Source organism: Pseudomonas sp. CNPSo 3701, from assembly GCF_028674975.1.
Taxonomy (GTDB): domain Bacteria; phylum Pseudomonadota; class Gammaproteobacteria; order Pseudomonadales; family Pseudomonadaceae; genus Aquipseudomonas; species Aquipseudomonas straminea.
Genome location: NZ_JAQZSI010000001.1, coordinates 156342 through 170726 on the forward strand (window position 1 = coordinate 156342; position 14385 = coordinate 170726).

Here is a 14385-nt window from a genome sequence, read left to right on the forward strand (position 1 = left end):
CCCGTCAGTGGCTGGCCGCCGTGGCGCCCATTTCGTTGACCTGCTGGAAGCGGCTGAAGCGATCCAGGCCGAACGGTGCGATCAGCTCCGGCACCTTGCCGCCGCTCGCGACCAGCTCGGCCATGGTCTTGCCGCAGATCGGCGTGGCCTTGAAGCCCCAGGTGCCCCAGCCGGCGTCGAGGTAGTAACCCTCGATCGGCGACAGGCCCATGATCGGGCTGTAGTCGGGCGTCATGTCGGTGATGCCGGCCCACTGGCGCATCAGCTTGGCGTTGGCCATGAACGGGAACATCTCGACGGCCGAGGCCAGCAGGCTTTCCTTGAGGTCCAGGGTCGAGCGGGTGTTGTACAGCGGGTAGGGGTCGGAACCGCCGCCAAACACGATTTCGCCGCGGCTGGTCTGCTGCACGTAGCAATGCAGGGCACTGGAGCTCACCAGCGGGTCGAGGAATGGCTTGAACGGTTGGGTGACCATCGCCTGCAACGGGTAGGTGTGGATCGGCGCCTTGATCTTCAGTTTGTTCATCAGCAGCGAGCTGGTGCCCGCCACCGCCTGCACCACGCAGCCGCAGCGGATGGTGCCGCGGTTGGTCTTCACGGCGCGGATGCGGCCGCCCTCGACGACGAAATCCTGCACTTCGGTCAGTTGGTGGATTTCCACGCCGCGTTTGGCCGCCTGCTTGGCGTAGCCCCAGGCCACGGCATCGTGGCGAGCGGTGCCGCCGTCGATGTGCCAGAGGCCGGCCAGCACCGGGATATGGCCGGGGTCGAGGTTGAGGCTCGGCACCAGTTCGCGGATCTGCTGGCGGTCGATCATCTCGGTGCGCCCGCCAAAGTGCTTGTTCACTTCCGCGCGCTGGCGGAAGGCGCGCACGGTGGCGTCGGTATGGGCCAGGGTGAGCTGGCCACGGTGCGAATACATGATGTTGAAGTCGAACTCGTTGGAGAGGTTCTCGAACATCCGCACCGATTCGATATAGAACTTCACGCCTTCGCTGGTCAGGTAGTTGGAGCGGATCACCGCCGTGTTGCGCGCGGTGTTGCCGCCGCCCAGGTAGCCCTTTTCCAGCACGGCGATGTTGCTGATGCCGTGGTACCGGGCCAGGTAGTAGGCGGTGGCCAGGCCATGGCCGCCAGCGCCAATGATCACCACGTCATAGGAGGCTTTCAGCTCCTTGGGGGCGGGCAGGTCGACCTCGACCGGGTACTCCGACGACAGGCCGTATTTGAGCAGCGAGAAAGGCATCAGCGAGCCTCCTGAATGGCCTGCCCGCTCTGCTGGCGGGCGGCGAGTACGGTGTTGTGCATCAGCAGGGCGATGGTCATCGGGCCGACGCCGCCGGGCACCGGGGTGATGGCAGCGGCCAGCGGTTGTACGGCGGCGAAGTCCACATCGCCGACCAGGCGGCTTCTGCCGTCTTCGTCGATACGGTTGATGCCGACGTCGATCACCACCGCACCGGGTTTTATCCAGCCCGCGTCGATCATTCGCGGGCGGCCGACAGCGGCGATCACGATGTCGGCCTGGCGGCACAGCTTCTGCGGCTCGACGCTGCGTGAATGCAGCACGCTGACGCTGCAGTTGGCCGCCAGCAGCAGCGCTGCCATCGGTTTGCCGACGATGTTCGAACGGCCGACGATCACGGCGTGCTTGCCGGAAAGATCGCCCAGGGTGTCACGCAGCAGGCGCATGCAGCCGGCTGGTGTGCAGGGCGTCAGCACCTTGCGGCCCTGGCTGAGGCCGCCGACGTTCTCGCTATGAAAGCCGTCGACATCCTTGGCGGGGTCGATGGCCTCAAGCACGCGCACTTCGTCGATGTGTTCCGGCAGCGGCAGCTGCACCAGGATGCCGTGTACGGCCGGGTTGGCATTCAGCGCGGCGACCACTTCCAGCACCTCAGCGGCACTGGCTTCGGCCGCCAGGCGATATTCGAGCGAGCGGATGCCTACTTCACCGGCACGCAGCACCTTGTTGCGCACGTACACGTGGCTGGCCGGGTCGTCACCCACCAGCACAACGGCCAGTGCCGGTTCGAGGCCCTGGGCATGCAGCTGCGCGACATCGGCCTTCACCTCGGCGAGTACGCGGGCGGCCGCTGCCTTGCCGTCGATCAGCGTGCTCATCGGAAGATCACCGTACGGTCGCCGTTGAGAAAAACCCGGTGCTCGGTGTGGTATTTGACCGCCCGCGACAGCGCCACGGTTTCGGTATCGCGGCCAATGGCGACCAGGTCGTCAGGCTTGAGGGCGTGGTCCACGCGCTGCACTTCCTGCTCGATGATCGGCCCCTCGTCGAGGTCCGACGTGACGTAGTGGGCGGTGGCGCCGATCAGCTTCACGCCGCGTTCGAACGCCTGGTGGTAAGGCTTGGCACCCTTGAAACCGGGCAGGAAGGAGTGATGGATATTGATCGCCCGGCCCGCCAGCTGCTTGCACAGGTTGTTGGAAAGGATCTGCATGTAGCGCGCCAGCACCACCAACTCGGTGCCGGTTTCATCGACGATCTTCATCAGCTCGGCTTCCTGAGCGGTCTTGCTCTCCTTGGTCACCGGCAAGTAAACGAAACGGATGCCCTCGCGCTCGGCCATGGGGCGCAGGTCGAGGTGGTTGGAGACGATGGCGGTGATCTCCATGTTCAGCTCGCCCTTCTGGTGGCGGTACAGCAGGTCGGCCAGGCAGTGGTCGAACTTGCTGACCATCAACAGCACGCGCATCGGCTTGCTGGTGCTGTACAGACCCCAGGTCATGTCGAAGGCGCCCGCCACCGCGGCGAAGCCTTCTTCGATCTTCGCCAGGTCATCGGTCACGCCCGTATTGAAGCGGAACACCGCGCGCATGAAGAAGGTGCTGCTGATTTCGTCGTCGAACTGCGACATCTCGCTGATGTAGCACTGATGCTCGGCAAGAAACGACGCCACCGCGGCGACGATGCCCGACGTGGCCGGGCAACTGATCTTGATCACGTACTGGTTCTGGGCGTGCTGCATGGCGGATCCTCGGAAAGGTCGGCGGCAGGAATTCTTGATGGGTGAATGCGTGGTTCGCCTGTGAATATATTTTCGTACGGCGAATCTAATTTTCTCGGTGGTGATTTTTATAAGCGAACAGGTTGTTCGTGTCCATGCCTGTAGAGAATTTATTTATCTCTACAGGAAACTATGTGGGTCGCTGTTCCAGTGATGCTTTCAAGCCGAATTACCGTGGCCGGTTGCTTGATGTCAGGCAGCAGAAGTCGTGCCGAGCAGGCGCACGGCAGGCAAAAGCGTACGGGGGCAGGTGGTGCGAAAGGGAGATATAGAAGGGAGTGCGAGTCGGCGCGTTGAGGCGTGACTCGCGTTGGCAGCTTTCGGGCGAGGCGGCGTTGTTATTCCTTGCCGTAATTCATGATCGACAGCAGGCGGATCGGTACCTGGATCAGCTGTTCCGGGCCGTGGGGGACTTCGGCGTCGAAGGTCAGGCTGTCGCCGGCCTGCATGGCGTAGAGCTGGTTGCCGTGGCGGTAGACCAGTTCGCCTTCGAGCAGGTGCAGGAATTCGGTGCCCGGATGAGAGAAAGTCGGAAACTCCTCGCTGGCATCGTCCATGCTGACCATATAAGCCTCGAAGCTCTTTTTCGGCCCGCGGGTATGATTCAGCAGGTGATAGGTGTGGCCTTTCTCGGTGCCGCGGCGCACCACCTCCAGGCCTTCACCGGCTTTCACCAGCAGCGCCCCGCTGCCTTGCTGGTCGTACTGGCTGAACAGCTTGGACATTGGCATGCCCAGCACGTCGCACAGGCGGCTGAGGGTCTCGAGGCTGGTGGATACCTGGGCATTCTCGATCTTGCTGAGCATGCCCTGGCTGATACCGGCGATGCGGGCGACCTCGGCGATCTTCAGTTCCTGGGCCAGACGCTGGCGGCGGATCTGCATGCCCAGGTACTGCTCCAGTTTCAAACGAGGGGCGGCGTCTTTAATTTCACTCATACGGGAAAGTTTCTATTCATGAATATTAAGTTCGCACCATGAATGAGCTCGATTGCGTCGCAATGGTGCAGGCTGGGGCCAGAAAATTCCTGCTATGAAAGCATTTTTCCTCTTCATAGAGGAGAAAACCTGGGTTTTGCGAGGCTGGTAGGGCGGGTTTGCAGATTGGCAAGCTGATTGCATTCTTATTGGGAAATTTAATTTCCTAATTGGAATAATCGGCGAGTCGACAGGAGACACGTGATGTTGCCAAGCGAAACCCAGCGGGTCATCGAAAAGCACGGGATCAAGTATGTACTGGCCCAGTTCGTGGATATCCATGGCTCGGCCAAGACCAAGTCGGTACCGGTTTCGGGCCTCGAAGCGGTGGCGGAAGCCGGCGCCGGGTTCGCGGGTTTCGCCATCTGCGGCATGGGCATGGAGCCCCACGGGCCCGACTTCATGGCCAAGGGCGATCTCTCGACCCTGATTCCCGTGCCATGGCAGCCGGGTTACGGCCGTGTGGTGTGTATCGGTCATGTCGACGGCCAGCCCTGGCCCTACGACAGCCGCTACGTGCTGCAGCAGCAGGTGGAGCGCCTGCAGGCGCGCGGCTGGACGCTCAACACCGGCCTGGAGCCGGAATTCAACCTGATGCGCCGTGATGAAAGCGGCAGCCTGCAACTAGTGGATGCCAGCGATAACCTTGATAAGCCCTGCTACGACTACAAGGGCCTGTCGCGCTCCCGGGAGTTTCTGGAGAAGCTGACCGAAGCGCTGCAGCCGGTAGGTTTCGACATCTACCAGATCGATCACGAGGACGCCAACGGCCAGTTCGAGATCAATTACACCTACAGCGATGCCATGGAATCGGCAGACCGTTTCACCTTCTTCCGCATGGCCGCCGGGGAGATCGCCAACGACCTGGGCATGATCTGCTCGTTCATGCCCAAGCCGGATCCGAAACGGGCCGGCAACGGCATGCACTTCCACCTGTCCCTCGCCAGCGCCGAGAGCAAGAACCTGTTCTTCGATGCCAGCGACAAGAACGGCATGGGCCTGTCGAAGCTCGCCTACCACTTCGCCGCCGGTCTGCTGGCCCACGGCCCGGCGCTGTGCGCCTTCGCCGCGCCGACGGTGAACTCCTACAAGCGTCTGGTGGTCGGCAACTCGCTCTCCGGGGCCACCTGGGCGCCGGCGTTCATCGCCTTTGGCGCCAACAATCGCTCGGCGATGGTGCGCGTGCCCTATGGCCGCCTGGAATTCCGCCTGCCGGATGCCGGCTGCAATCCCTACCTAGTCAGCGCCGCGATCATCGTCGCCGGCCTGGATGGCATCGACCGCCAGCTGATGCCCGAGCAGATCTGCAACGAGAACCTCTATTCCCTCGGCCTCGATGCCATCGCCGCGCGAGGCATCAAGACCCTGCCGCAGTCGCTCAAGGAAGCCTGCGACGCGCTGGAAGCCGACCCGCTGTTCGCCGAGGTGATGGGCAAGGAGATTGTTGGCGAGTTCATCAAGCTCAAGCGCATGGAATGGGTGGAGTACAGCCGTCACGTCTCCGACTGGGAGATCAAGCGCTACACCGAATTCTTCTGATCCGACTCTTCCGTTCAACCGTTTTCCGGCGCCCACCCATGGGTAGGGCGCCTTCTGCCCAGGAGTTTTAGCTATGTGTGGAATCGTGGGGCTTTACCTGAAAAATCCGCAGCTGGAGTCGCAGCTCGGCAAGCTGTTCGAACCGATGCTCGAAGCCATGACCGACCGCGGCCCGGACAGCGCCGGCTTCGCCATCTATGGCGATGAAGTCGCCCATGGCTGGGTCAAGCTGACCCTACAGGCCACCACGGAGGGCTACGACTTCGCCGCCCTGGTGAGCGCCGTGAAGCAAAAGCTCGGTGCCGAGCTGGACTGGTTCCAGAACGCCAGCGCCATCGTGCTCAAGATCAAGGCCGAAGAAGCCGCCGTACGCGCTGTGTTGACCGAGCTGGCGCCGAGCGTGCGCATCATGAGTGCCGGGCAGAGCATCGAGATTCTCAAGGGCATGGGCTTGCCGCGGGAGATTTCCGAGCGCTTCGGCCTGGCCTCGATGAAGGGCAGCCACATCATCGGCCACACCCGCATGGCCACCGAAAGCGCGGTGACCATGGAAGGCAGCCACCCGTTCTCCACCGGCGCCGATCTGTGCCTGGTGCACAACGGCTCGCTGTCCAACCACTTCCGCCTGCGTCAGGAGCTGCGCCGCGAAGGCATCCACTTCGAGACCGAGAACGACACCGAGGTCGCTGCCGGTTACCTGGCCTGGCGCCTGCAGCAGGGCGACTCGCTGAAGCAGGCGCTGGATAGCTCGCTGGAAGCGCTGGACGGTTTCTTCACCTTTGCCATCGGCACCCGCAACGGTTTCGCGGTGATTCGCGACCCGATCGCCTGCAAGCCGGCGATCCTCGCCGAGACCGACGATTACGTCGCCATGGCCTCGGAATACCAGGCGCTGTCGAGCCTGCCAGGCATCGACAAGGCCAAGGTCTGGGAACCGGTTCCCGCCACTATGTACATCTGGGAACGCGAGTCGGCCTAAGGAGCACGCAGCATGAAAACCATCGATCTATCCGTAGCAACCGTGCGTGACCTCAACCAGGCGCTGCATGACCAGGTCAACAATGTGCAGGATCGCGAGTGGGTGGTCACCCACGCCAATGGCGCGCATAACCTCGCCGTCGGCGTCAACGAAGCGGTGTCCATCGATATCCAGGGGCATGCCGGCTACTACTGCGCGGGCATGAACCAGAAAGCCTCGATCACCGTACACGGCAACGTCGGCGTGGGCTGCGCCGAGAACATGATGAGCGGCTATGTGCGCGTCAAAGGCAGCGCTTCCCAGGCCGCCGGTGCCACCGCCCATGGCGGCCTGCTGGTCATCGAGGGCGATGCCGGCGCACGTTGCGGCATTTCCATGAAGGGCATCGACATCGTGGTCGGCGGCAGCATCGGTCACATGAGCTGCTTCATGGGCCAGGCCGGCCGGCTGGTGGTGTGTGGCGACGCCGGTGATGCGCTGGGCGATTCGCTCTATGAGACGAAGATCTTCGTCAAAGGCAGCGTCGAGTCGCTGGGTTCGGACTGCATCGAGAAAGAGATGCGCCCCGAGCACATCGAAGAGCTGCAAGCGCTGCTCAATCGCGCCGGCTTCAAGGAAAACGCCGCCGATTTCAAACGCTACGGCTCGGCCCGTCAGCTGTACAACTTCAAAGTCGACAACGCCAGCGCGTACTGATCAGGAGCCTCATCATGAGCGACAAACAACCCCCCGTGCTGCGCGAATCGGCCACCTTCGACCGCCTGGCCATCCAGGAAATCCAGCGCGCTGCCGAGACCGGTATCTACGACATCCGCGGTGGCGGCACCAAGCGCAAGCTGCCGCACTTCGACGACCTGCTGCTGCTCGGCGCCAGCGTGTCGCGCTACCCGCTGGAGGGTTACCGCGAGAAATGCGGCACCGACGTGATCCTCGGCAACCGCTTCGCCAAGAAGCCGCTGCACCTGAAGATCCCGGTGACCATCGCCGGCATGAGCTTCGGCGCGCTGTCGGCCAACGCCAAGGAAGCTCTGGGCCGCGGGGCGAGCATCGCCGGCACCAGCACCACCACCGGCGACGGCGGCATGACCCCGGAAGAACGCGGCCAGTCGCAACATCTGGTCTATCAATACCTGCCGTCTCGCTACGGCATGAACCCGGATGACCTGCGCAAGGCCGACGCCATCGAGATCGTTCTCGGCCAGGGCGCCAAGCCGGGCGGCGGCGGCATGCTGCTGGGCATGAAGGTCACCGAGCGCGTCGCGGGCATGCGTACGCTGCCGATCGGCGTCGATCAGCGCTCGGCCTGCCGCCACCCTGACTGGACCGGCCCGGACGACCTGGCGATCAAGATCGCCGAGCTGCGCGAGATCACCGACTGGGAAAAACCCATCTACGTGAAGATCGGCGCCAGCCGGCCTTACTACGACGTGAAGCTGGCGGTGAAGGCTGGCGCCGACGTGATCGTCCTCGACGGCATGCAGGGCGGCACCGCAGCAACCCAGGAAGTGTTCATCGAGCACGTCGGCATTCCCATCCTGCCGGCCATCCCGCAGGCCGTGCAGGCGCTGCAGGAAATGGGCATGCACCGCAAGGTGCAGCTGATCGTCTCTGGCGGTATCCGCAATGGTGCGGACGTGGCCAAGGCCATGGCGTTGGGCGCCGATGCGGTGGCCATCGGTACCGCCGCGCTGATCGCCCTGGGCGACAACCACCCGCGTCTGGATGATGAGCTGAAGAAGATCGGCTCGGCCGCCGGCTACTACGACGACTGGCAGAACGGCCGCGACCCGGCCGGTATCACCACACAGGACCCGGAGCTGTCCAAACGCCTCGATCCGGTCGAAGGCGGTCGTCGCCTTGCCAACTACCTGCGGGTGCTGGTGCTGGAAGCGCAGACCATGGCCCGTGCCTGCGGCAAGAGCCACCTGCACAACCTCGATCCTGAGGACCTGGTAGCGCTTACCGTCGAGTCCGCCGCCATGGCTCGCGTGCCGCTGGCCGGCACCAATTGGGTGCCCGGGCAGCAGTACTGATCACCCATCAGGCCTGCCTTCCTGCGCGAAGGCAGGCCTTCCAGGCTGTGTGAAAACTACTGCGCTCGGCCAGGCTGCGTTAAAAACCAGCTCGGATGCGAGTCCAATCAAAATGCTCATTTACACCTCGTAAACTGCGCTTTTTCGCTGATTTTTGTCTTGCCTGACCTTCGCTCGATACGTTTTCACACGGCCTGCTTCGTGTATTTCAAGGAGTTCCAATGACTGCATCCTGGGCCTGGATGACCTTGCTTGTCGCCGGCATCTGCGAAGTGATGTACGCCTCCGCCCTTCCCCGCACGCAGGGCTTCACCCGGCTCTGGCCGAGCCTGTACTGCCTCTTCTTCATCGTCCTGAGTCTGTACCTGCTGACCTTGTCGGCCCGCTACCTGCCAATCGGCACTGCTTATGCCGTATGGGTCGGCATCGGCGCGGTCGGTACGGCCATCTACGGTATCGCCTACCTCAACGAGCCGGCTGGCGTGGCGCGGCTGGTCTGCCTGGCGCTGATCATCGGCGGTGTGGCCGGGCTCAAGGTCTTGAGCCCGTCAGGCTGACCTACCTACGTACAGGAATATGTCATCCGACTCGGCGCCCGTGGTCGTCTGCGCGAGAGGGTGAGTCGTACCAGGAAGGTTTGCGCATGCCCCGGTGCTGATGCCTCCTGGCGGTCAGCCATGCCGCGATGACCGCAGGATGCAGGCGGTGGCGACAACGGATTCGTGGCTCTGAGGCGCCTGCCGATGCAGGGCGAAGACGTGTCTGGAAAGGGTTGGCTGCCACGCAAAGATGACGGGCAGCGCTATCGCAGGGCTTGAGGGCCTGCCACCGAAACCTGGTAATGAAATTGCGGCTGGCAGAGCCGGCTTGCACCGGCTCGTCCAGTTGAACAGGTATTCAGAACGCGTCGCCGTCCAGCTCGCCGGTTCTGATCCGTACCGCGCTTTCCAGATGCTGGACGAATACCTTGCCGTCACCGATCTTGCCGGTATGGGCCGCCTTGAGAATGGCGTCGATGCCGGGTTGGCAAAGGTCATCCGTGACCATTACGTCCAGGCGCAGCTTGGGTACCAGTTGCACGTCGTATTCGGCGCCACGGTAGATTTCCGTGTGGCCTTTCTGCCGGCCGTACCCCTTGACCTCGGTGACCGTGACGCCACGGATTCCCTGTTCGGTAAGGGCTTCGCGCACGGCGTCGAGTCGAAACGGCTTGATGATTGCGGTGATCAGTTTCATCAGGACTGCCCTCAGTTGGAGTACTTGTAGCCAACTTCGCCATGGGAGGAGAGATCGAGGCCGTCGACCTCGGTTTCCTCATCCACCCGCAGCCCACCGCACAGCATGCCGGCGACCTTGTAGGCGATCAGGCTGGTGATGGCCGAGAAGAGGATGCTGAACAGGATGGCGCCGCCATTGACCAGCAACTGGCTGAACAGGTCGCGGCCTTCGGCGAAGCCCTGGCCGCCAATGGCGGTGAGCGCGAATACCGGGGTCAGCAGGCCACCAAGAATGCCGGCCACGCCATGCACGCCGAACACGTCGAAGGCGTCGTCCAGGCCGATCATGGGTTTGAGCTTTTCCACCGACCAGACGCAAACCGGGCCAGCGATGAAGCCGAGCAGGATGGCGCCCATCGGGCCGACGAAGCCGCAGGCCGGGGTGATGGCCACCAGGCCGGCAATGGCCCCGGACAGCGCACCGAACATGCTCGGCCGACCACGGTGTTGCCATTCCACGATCATCCAGCCCAGGGCGCCGGCGCAGCTGGCGAGCATGGTGTTGACCATCACCAGCATGGCGTAGCCGTTGGCCGCCAGGGCGCAGCCGCCGCAGAAGCCCAGCCAGCCAACCCACAGCAGCGAGCCGCCGGTGAGGGTCATGGTCATGTTGTGCGGCGCCAGCGACGGCGTGCCGAAGCCACGGCGGCGCCCCAGCAGCGCGGCGCCTACCAGCGCGGCGATACCGACGTTCAAGTGCACCACGTTGCCGCCCGCGAAGTCCTGCACGCCCAGGTCGAACACCCAGCCACCGCCCCAGGCCATATGGGCCATGGGGATGTAGTTGATGGTCAGCCACACGGCCATGAATACCATCACCGCCGAGAACTTCATGCGCTCGGCGAAGCCGCCGACGATGATCGCCGGGGTGATGGCGGCGAACAGCAGCATGAACAGGAAGTACAGGTACTCCGGAATGGTGCCGACCACCGAGTCCTTGGTGATGCCCGCCATGAACAGCTTGTCCAGACCGCCGATCACCGCTTGCAGCGAGCCGCCGTTGCTGAAGGTCAGGCTGTAACCGTAGATGGCGAACAGCACCGACATCAGCGACGCGGTGCAGAACACCTGCATGAGGATCGACAGCACGTTCTTGGTTCGCGCCATACCGCCATAGAACAGGGCGAGACCCGGCAGGGTCATCAGCAGCACGACCAGCGAGCAGAGCGCGACGAAAGCCGTGTCGCCACTATCGATCACGGCGGTCGTGTCGTCAGCGAGTGCAACGCTACTGGCGAACAGCAGGGGAAGACTCAACGACATACTGCGGCGCATACGGGAAAACCGAACCATTGCCTGTTGCCTCCAGCCGACGGGAGAAGGGTCCGGCGGCTGTCGGCGGCCAACCGGATGTGCTGCCTCGAGAGGTACCAGCCATGCGGCTGATATTTATTCCTGTAAGGCAATTAATTTCCTTTCTAGTAAAGCAATTGGCCTGCCAGAATTACCGTCTGTCGGGCAGTTTCAGCTAACTCCCTGAGTAGAAAACAATTTGTTACATGTCTTCTGGCTGCGTTGAGCGGGCTGCTTCGAGCCCCTGCTACGCCTTGGTGCGCCGGGCGCGGGTGGGCAGCCATTTTGTCGCAGGCAGCGGGGATGCAGCGGCACGAATGACTGACCTGAATCACCGTTGGTGAGCTGATGCGCAGACGGAAGGTGGGTGTGGTGAGGAGGGGATGACCGGCAGCGGGCGCCGCCGGTCGAGGGTGGTCATTTGAGCTTGTCGAGTTCTTCGTCGGGCAGCGCGTAGCTGTGTTTCTCGTGAATCATGGTGGCGATGAGTGCGTAGAGGCTGACAGCGGCGACCAGAAAGCTGATGAAGACAAGGATCGCGGGTTTGTCCGCGAAAGTGAATACGGCGCTGGCACCGTCGTAGGTGGTGATGCTCATGGCGATACTCCTTGGCAATGGGCCGGCCGCCTTCGCAGCCGGCTGAGGGTCATTTGGCCGGTGCGGCGGTCAGTGGCGGCTGTGCGACGTTGCCGCCCACCGTACTGCTTGATCCGTACAGGCTGTTCCACTCCGGATAGGCCTGGGCGGGGACTTCGGTCAGATCCAGCCCACGCTCCTCGGCATGTGCCGGAACGCGCAGCATGCCGGCTTTCTTGAGGGCGTAGGAGATGCCATAGCCGGGGATGAAGCCCAATGCAGCCATGACCAGTGCGCCACCGAGCTGGCCGAAGAAGCTGACCGGGGCCATGCCGTTCACGTTTGGATAGCCGGCCAGGAAGATGCCGCTGATCACCAGCCCGGCAAAGCCGCTGAAACCGTGTACGGCAAAGGCGCCGACGGCGTCGTCGAGCTTGAACTTGAGCAGCTGGTTGTTGACCAGCGGTGCCAGGGCAGATACGCCCATGCCGATCAGGTAGGCCAGCCCGGGATGGTAGAGATCCAGGCCGGGGGCTACCGAAATGATGCCGACCAGGCCGCCGGACATCATCCAGTATGGCTCGCGAGTGGTCAGGTAGGCGCCGATCAGCCCGCCGGCAAAGCCCATCAGGGTATTGAAGGCGAAGGCGGAGAGGTTGGTCGGCGCGCCGTAGATGTTGATCCACTGCGCGCCGGAGTTGTAGATGATGCAGCCGCCGAGGAAGCCGAAGAAGCCGACGATGATCAGCATCAGACCGACCACGCACATCGGCATGCTGTGGCCGACGATGGCGTTGGCGCTGCCATCCGGGTTGAAGCGGCCGATGCGCGCACCGAGGTTGATCAGCACGCCCAGGGCGAAGAACCCGGCCACCATGTGCACCACGCCTGCGGCGCCAACGTCATGGTAGCCCCACTGAACGGTTAGCCAGCCTTCCGGGTGCCAGCCCCAGGCCGCTGCCAGCAGCCACAGGAAGCCGCCGAGCACGATGGTCATGATGATGAAGGCGCTCATCCGTGCGCGCTCGATGATCGCCCCGGAGAGAATCGAGCCGGTGGTGGCGGCGAACAGCGCGAACGCGCCCCAGAAGATGCCGGTGGCGTTGTCCTGGATGTTCGGGCCCATCGACTGGCTCCACGGCATGCCAGCCATCAGGGCGTCCATGCGCGGCACCAGGCCATCGGGGAAGGCGTTGTACACGGCCCAGCCGAGCAGGAACACGCTGGGGACGATGAAGCCGAACGCCAGGATGTTCTTCACGCCTGCCGCCAGGGCGTTTTTCAGGCGCGAGGCACCAATCTCGTAAGACAGAAAACCTGCGTGGATGCAGATCATCAGAGCGGTACACCACCAATAGAACATTTCCATGTTCAGGGTATTAGTCATTTCGATCAGGGCCTGCAGCTCTTCGAGCGTAGGCGGGGTCTTCTGTTCTTCCATCACTGAATCCCTCGAAAACGATTGTTGGAATAGGGGGTGCGCAGACGGTTGAAACTTTATCTTTGATAAATAAAGTTTCTTTTCTGGAAAGCAATGAGTGTGCCAGTCACCAAAGGCGTCTATATGGGCTTATTGCCGCTGATAGCGTCTTTTTCTGCACTTTTTCCGGTCACGTTTTGCTGTCGGTGGCAGAAGCTGGTTCATTGCCGCGCTCTTTCTGCAGCATGCCCTGAATCTGTTGCACGGACTCCTGGGTGCGCCGTGCCAGATTGCGCACTTCGTCGGCGACTACCGCGAACCCACGGCCCTGTTCACCTGCTCGAGCGGCTTCGATGGCGGCGTTGAGCGCCAGCAGGTTGGTTTGTTCGGCAATGCTGCGGATCACCCCCGCCACCTGGGCGATCTGCCCATAGGTCGCCTGGATGTTGGCTTGTTCACGCTGGCGCAGTTGGGCCGCGGTTTTCTCGTCGCTGATTTCCCGCACCGCGCCGGTCACGTAGCGCAGTCGCCCCTGGGCATCGCGCAGGCAGCGCCCGCGCTCGCGGTACCACACTTCGCCGCGGGTCTTGTGGCGCATGCGGTATTCCACGGCGTAGAAGCCATCGCCGCCGGTATCGACCATCGACGCATTGAAGGCCTGCATGACCTGTTTCAGGTCATCGGCGTTGACCACCTTGAAATAGCTGTCCCAGCCATCGGGAAATTCCTGGACGCTGTAGCCGATCAGTTCGCGGAACTGCTCCGACCAGCGAATCAGGTTGTCGGCATGGTCCGGGTCGCCATCCACCACGTTCATCGCCCAGCTGCCCTCGGTAAGGGTGCGCTTGGTCAGCTCCCAGATCTGGCGCTCTTCTTTCCAGTGCAGGCGTTCGGCTTCCAGCGTGTGCAGGCGTTGCTCGCAATGGGCGCGGTCCTGGAGCAACTCGCTGAGCTGTCCCCGGGTTTCGGCGAGCTCGTGCTTGAGCGCCGCGTATTCCTCGGCCGTGCAGGGTGGTGGGGCCTGGCGCTCGGCTCGCTGGCGAATGCGCTGCAGTTCGTCCCAGTCGTGCTGCAACCGCTGCAGGTTGGTGGCCAGGTGCGCATTGCGTTGCAGATGAGGCTTGCTGGAGGTGGTGTTGGGGCTGCCATCGAACAGGCCGTTGAGCCACTGGCTGACTTCGTCGGCCAGGCCATGGGACGCCTTGCTGAACCACATGGGCTCATCCTCCTTGAGATCGAATGGCCATCACCAAGCAATTCTCCTT

13 protein-coding genes and 1 pseudogene are annotated in these 14385 nt (G+C 62.9%); 5 read left to right on the forward strand and 9 right to left on the reverse strand.

The genetic code is table 11. The annotated features are described in order from the left end of the window. Nucleotides 1-4: 4 nt before the first annotated feature. The 4 genes from PVA39_RS00645 to PVA39_RS00660 all read right to left on the reverse strand — a co-directional run bounded on the left by PVA39_RS00645 (nucleotide 5) and on the right by PVA39_RS00660 (nucleotide 3964). The gene (locus tag PVA39_RS00645; RefSeq protein ID WP_274122363.1) at nucleotides 5-1246 is read right to left on the reverse strand and encodes an FAD-dependent oxidoreductase; all 1242 of its coding nucleotides are present in this window, start codon (nucleotides 1244-1246) and stop codon (nucleotides 5-7) included. After that, a complete protein-coding gene (gene folD / locus PVA39_RS00650; RefSeq protein ID WP_274122364.1) occupies nucleotides 1246-2124 on the reverse strand; it encodes a bifunctional methylenetetrahydrofolate dehydrogenase/methenyltetrahydrofolate cyclohydrolase FolD in 879 nt (292 codons plus the stop codon). The genes PVA39_RS00645 and folD overlap by 1 nt, the downstream gene beginning before the upstream one ends. After that, entirely contained in the window at nucleotides 2121-2987 is an 867-nt protein-coding gene (gene purU, locus PVA39_RS00655) for a formyltetrahydrofolate deformylase (RefSeq protein WP_274122365.1), read from the reverse strand. The genes folD and purU overlap by 4 nt, the downstream gene beginning before the upstream one ends. 377 nt (nucleotides 2988-3364) lie before the next feature. Beyond that, nucleotides 3365-3964, reverse strand: coding sequence for a helix-turn-helix domain-containing protein (locus PVA39_RS00660; protein ID WP_274122366.1), 600 nt, complete (start codon nucleotides 3962-3964; stop codon nucleotides 3365-3367). Nucleotides 3965-4207: 243 nt separating this feature from the next. On the opposite strand from PVA39_RS00660, the gene glnT reads away from it, so the two are divergent. From glnT to PVA39_RS00685, 5 genes are all read left to right on the forward strand, one after another. Continuing rightward, entirely contained in the window at nucleotides 4208-5542 is a 1335-nt protein-coding gene (gene glnT / locus PVA39_RS00665) for a type III glutamate--ammonia ligase (RefSeq protein WP_274122367.1), read from the forward strand. Between the two features lie 73 nt (nucleotides 5543-5615). Next, complete coding sequence (locus PVA39_RS00670) at nucleotides 5616-6521, forward strand: class II glutamine amidotransferase (RefSeq protein ID WP_274122368.1); 906 nt, start codon at nucleotides 5616-5618, stop codon at nucleotides 6519-6521. 12 nt (nucleotides 6522-6533) lie between these two features. Then, the gene (locus PVA39_RS00675; RefSeq protein WP_274122369.1) at nucleotides 6534-7217 is read left to right on the forward strand and encodes a protein glxC; all 684 of its coding nucleotides are present in this window, start codon (nucleotides 6534-6536) and stop codon (nucleotides 7215-7217) included. Between the two features lie 14 nt (nucleotides 7218-7231). Continuing rightward, nucleotides 7232-8554, forward strand: coding sequence for an FMN-binding glutamate synthase family protein (locus PVA39_RS00680; RefSeq protein ID WP_274122370.1), 1323 nt, complete (start codon nucleotides 7232-7234; stop codon nucleotides 8552-8554). A gap of 221 nt (nucleotides 8555-8775) precedes the next feature. Beyond that, nucleotides 8776-9111 carry a DMT family transporter gene (locus PVA39_RS00685; RefSeq protein ID WP_274122371.1) on the forward strand — a complete coding sequence of 112 codons (336 nt, stop codon included), beginning with the start codon at nucleotides 8776-8778 and terminating at the stop codon, nucleotides 9109-9111. 340 nt (nucleotides 9112-9451) lie between these two features. Here PVA39_RS00685 and PVA39_RS00690 read toward each other — a convergent pair whose 3' ends face one another. From PVA39_RS00690 to PVA39_RS23290, 5 genes and pseudogenes are all read right to left on the reverse strand, one after another. Continuing rightward, the gene (locus PVA39_RS00690; protein ID WP_274122372.1) at nucleotides 9452-9790 is read right to left on the reverse strand and encodes a P-II family nitrogen regulator; all 339 of its coding nucleotides are present in this window, start codon (nucleotides 9788-9790) and stop codon (nucleotides 9452-9454) included. Nucleotides 9791-9801: 11 nt separating this feature from the next. After that, nucleotides 9802-11124 (reverse strand): ammonium transporter, encoded by a 1323-nt coding sequence (locus PVA39_RS00695; RefSeq protein WP_274122373.1) that lies wholly within the window; start codon nucleotides 11122-11124, stop codon nucleotides 9802-9804. A gap of 417 nt (nucleotides 11125-11541) precedes the next feature. After that, entirely contained in the window at nucleotides 11542-11721 is a 180-nt protein-coding gene (locus PVA39_RS00700) for a hypothetical protein (protein WP_274122374.1), read from the reverse strand. Between the two features lie 49 nt (nucleotides 11722-11770). After that, nucleotides 11771-13141, reverse strand: coding sequence for an ammonium transporter (locus PVA39_RS00705; RefSeq protein ID WP_274122375.1), 1371 nt, complete (start codon nucleotides 13139-13141; stop codon nucleotides 11771-11773). Between the two features lie 217 nt (nucleotides 13142-13358). Continuing rightward, a pseudogene (locus PVA39_RS23290) lies at nucleotides 13359-14336 on the reverse strand (methyl-accepting chemotaxis protein); the annotation flags it as partial. Nucleotides 14337-14385: the final 49 nt, after the last annotated feature.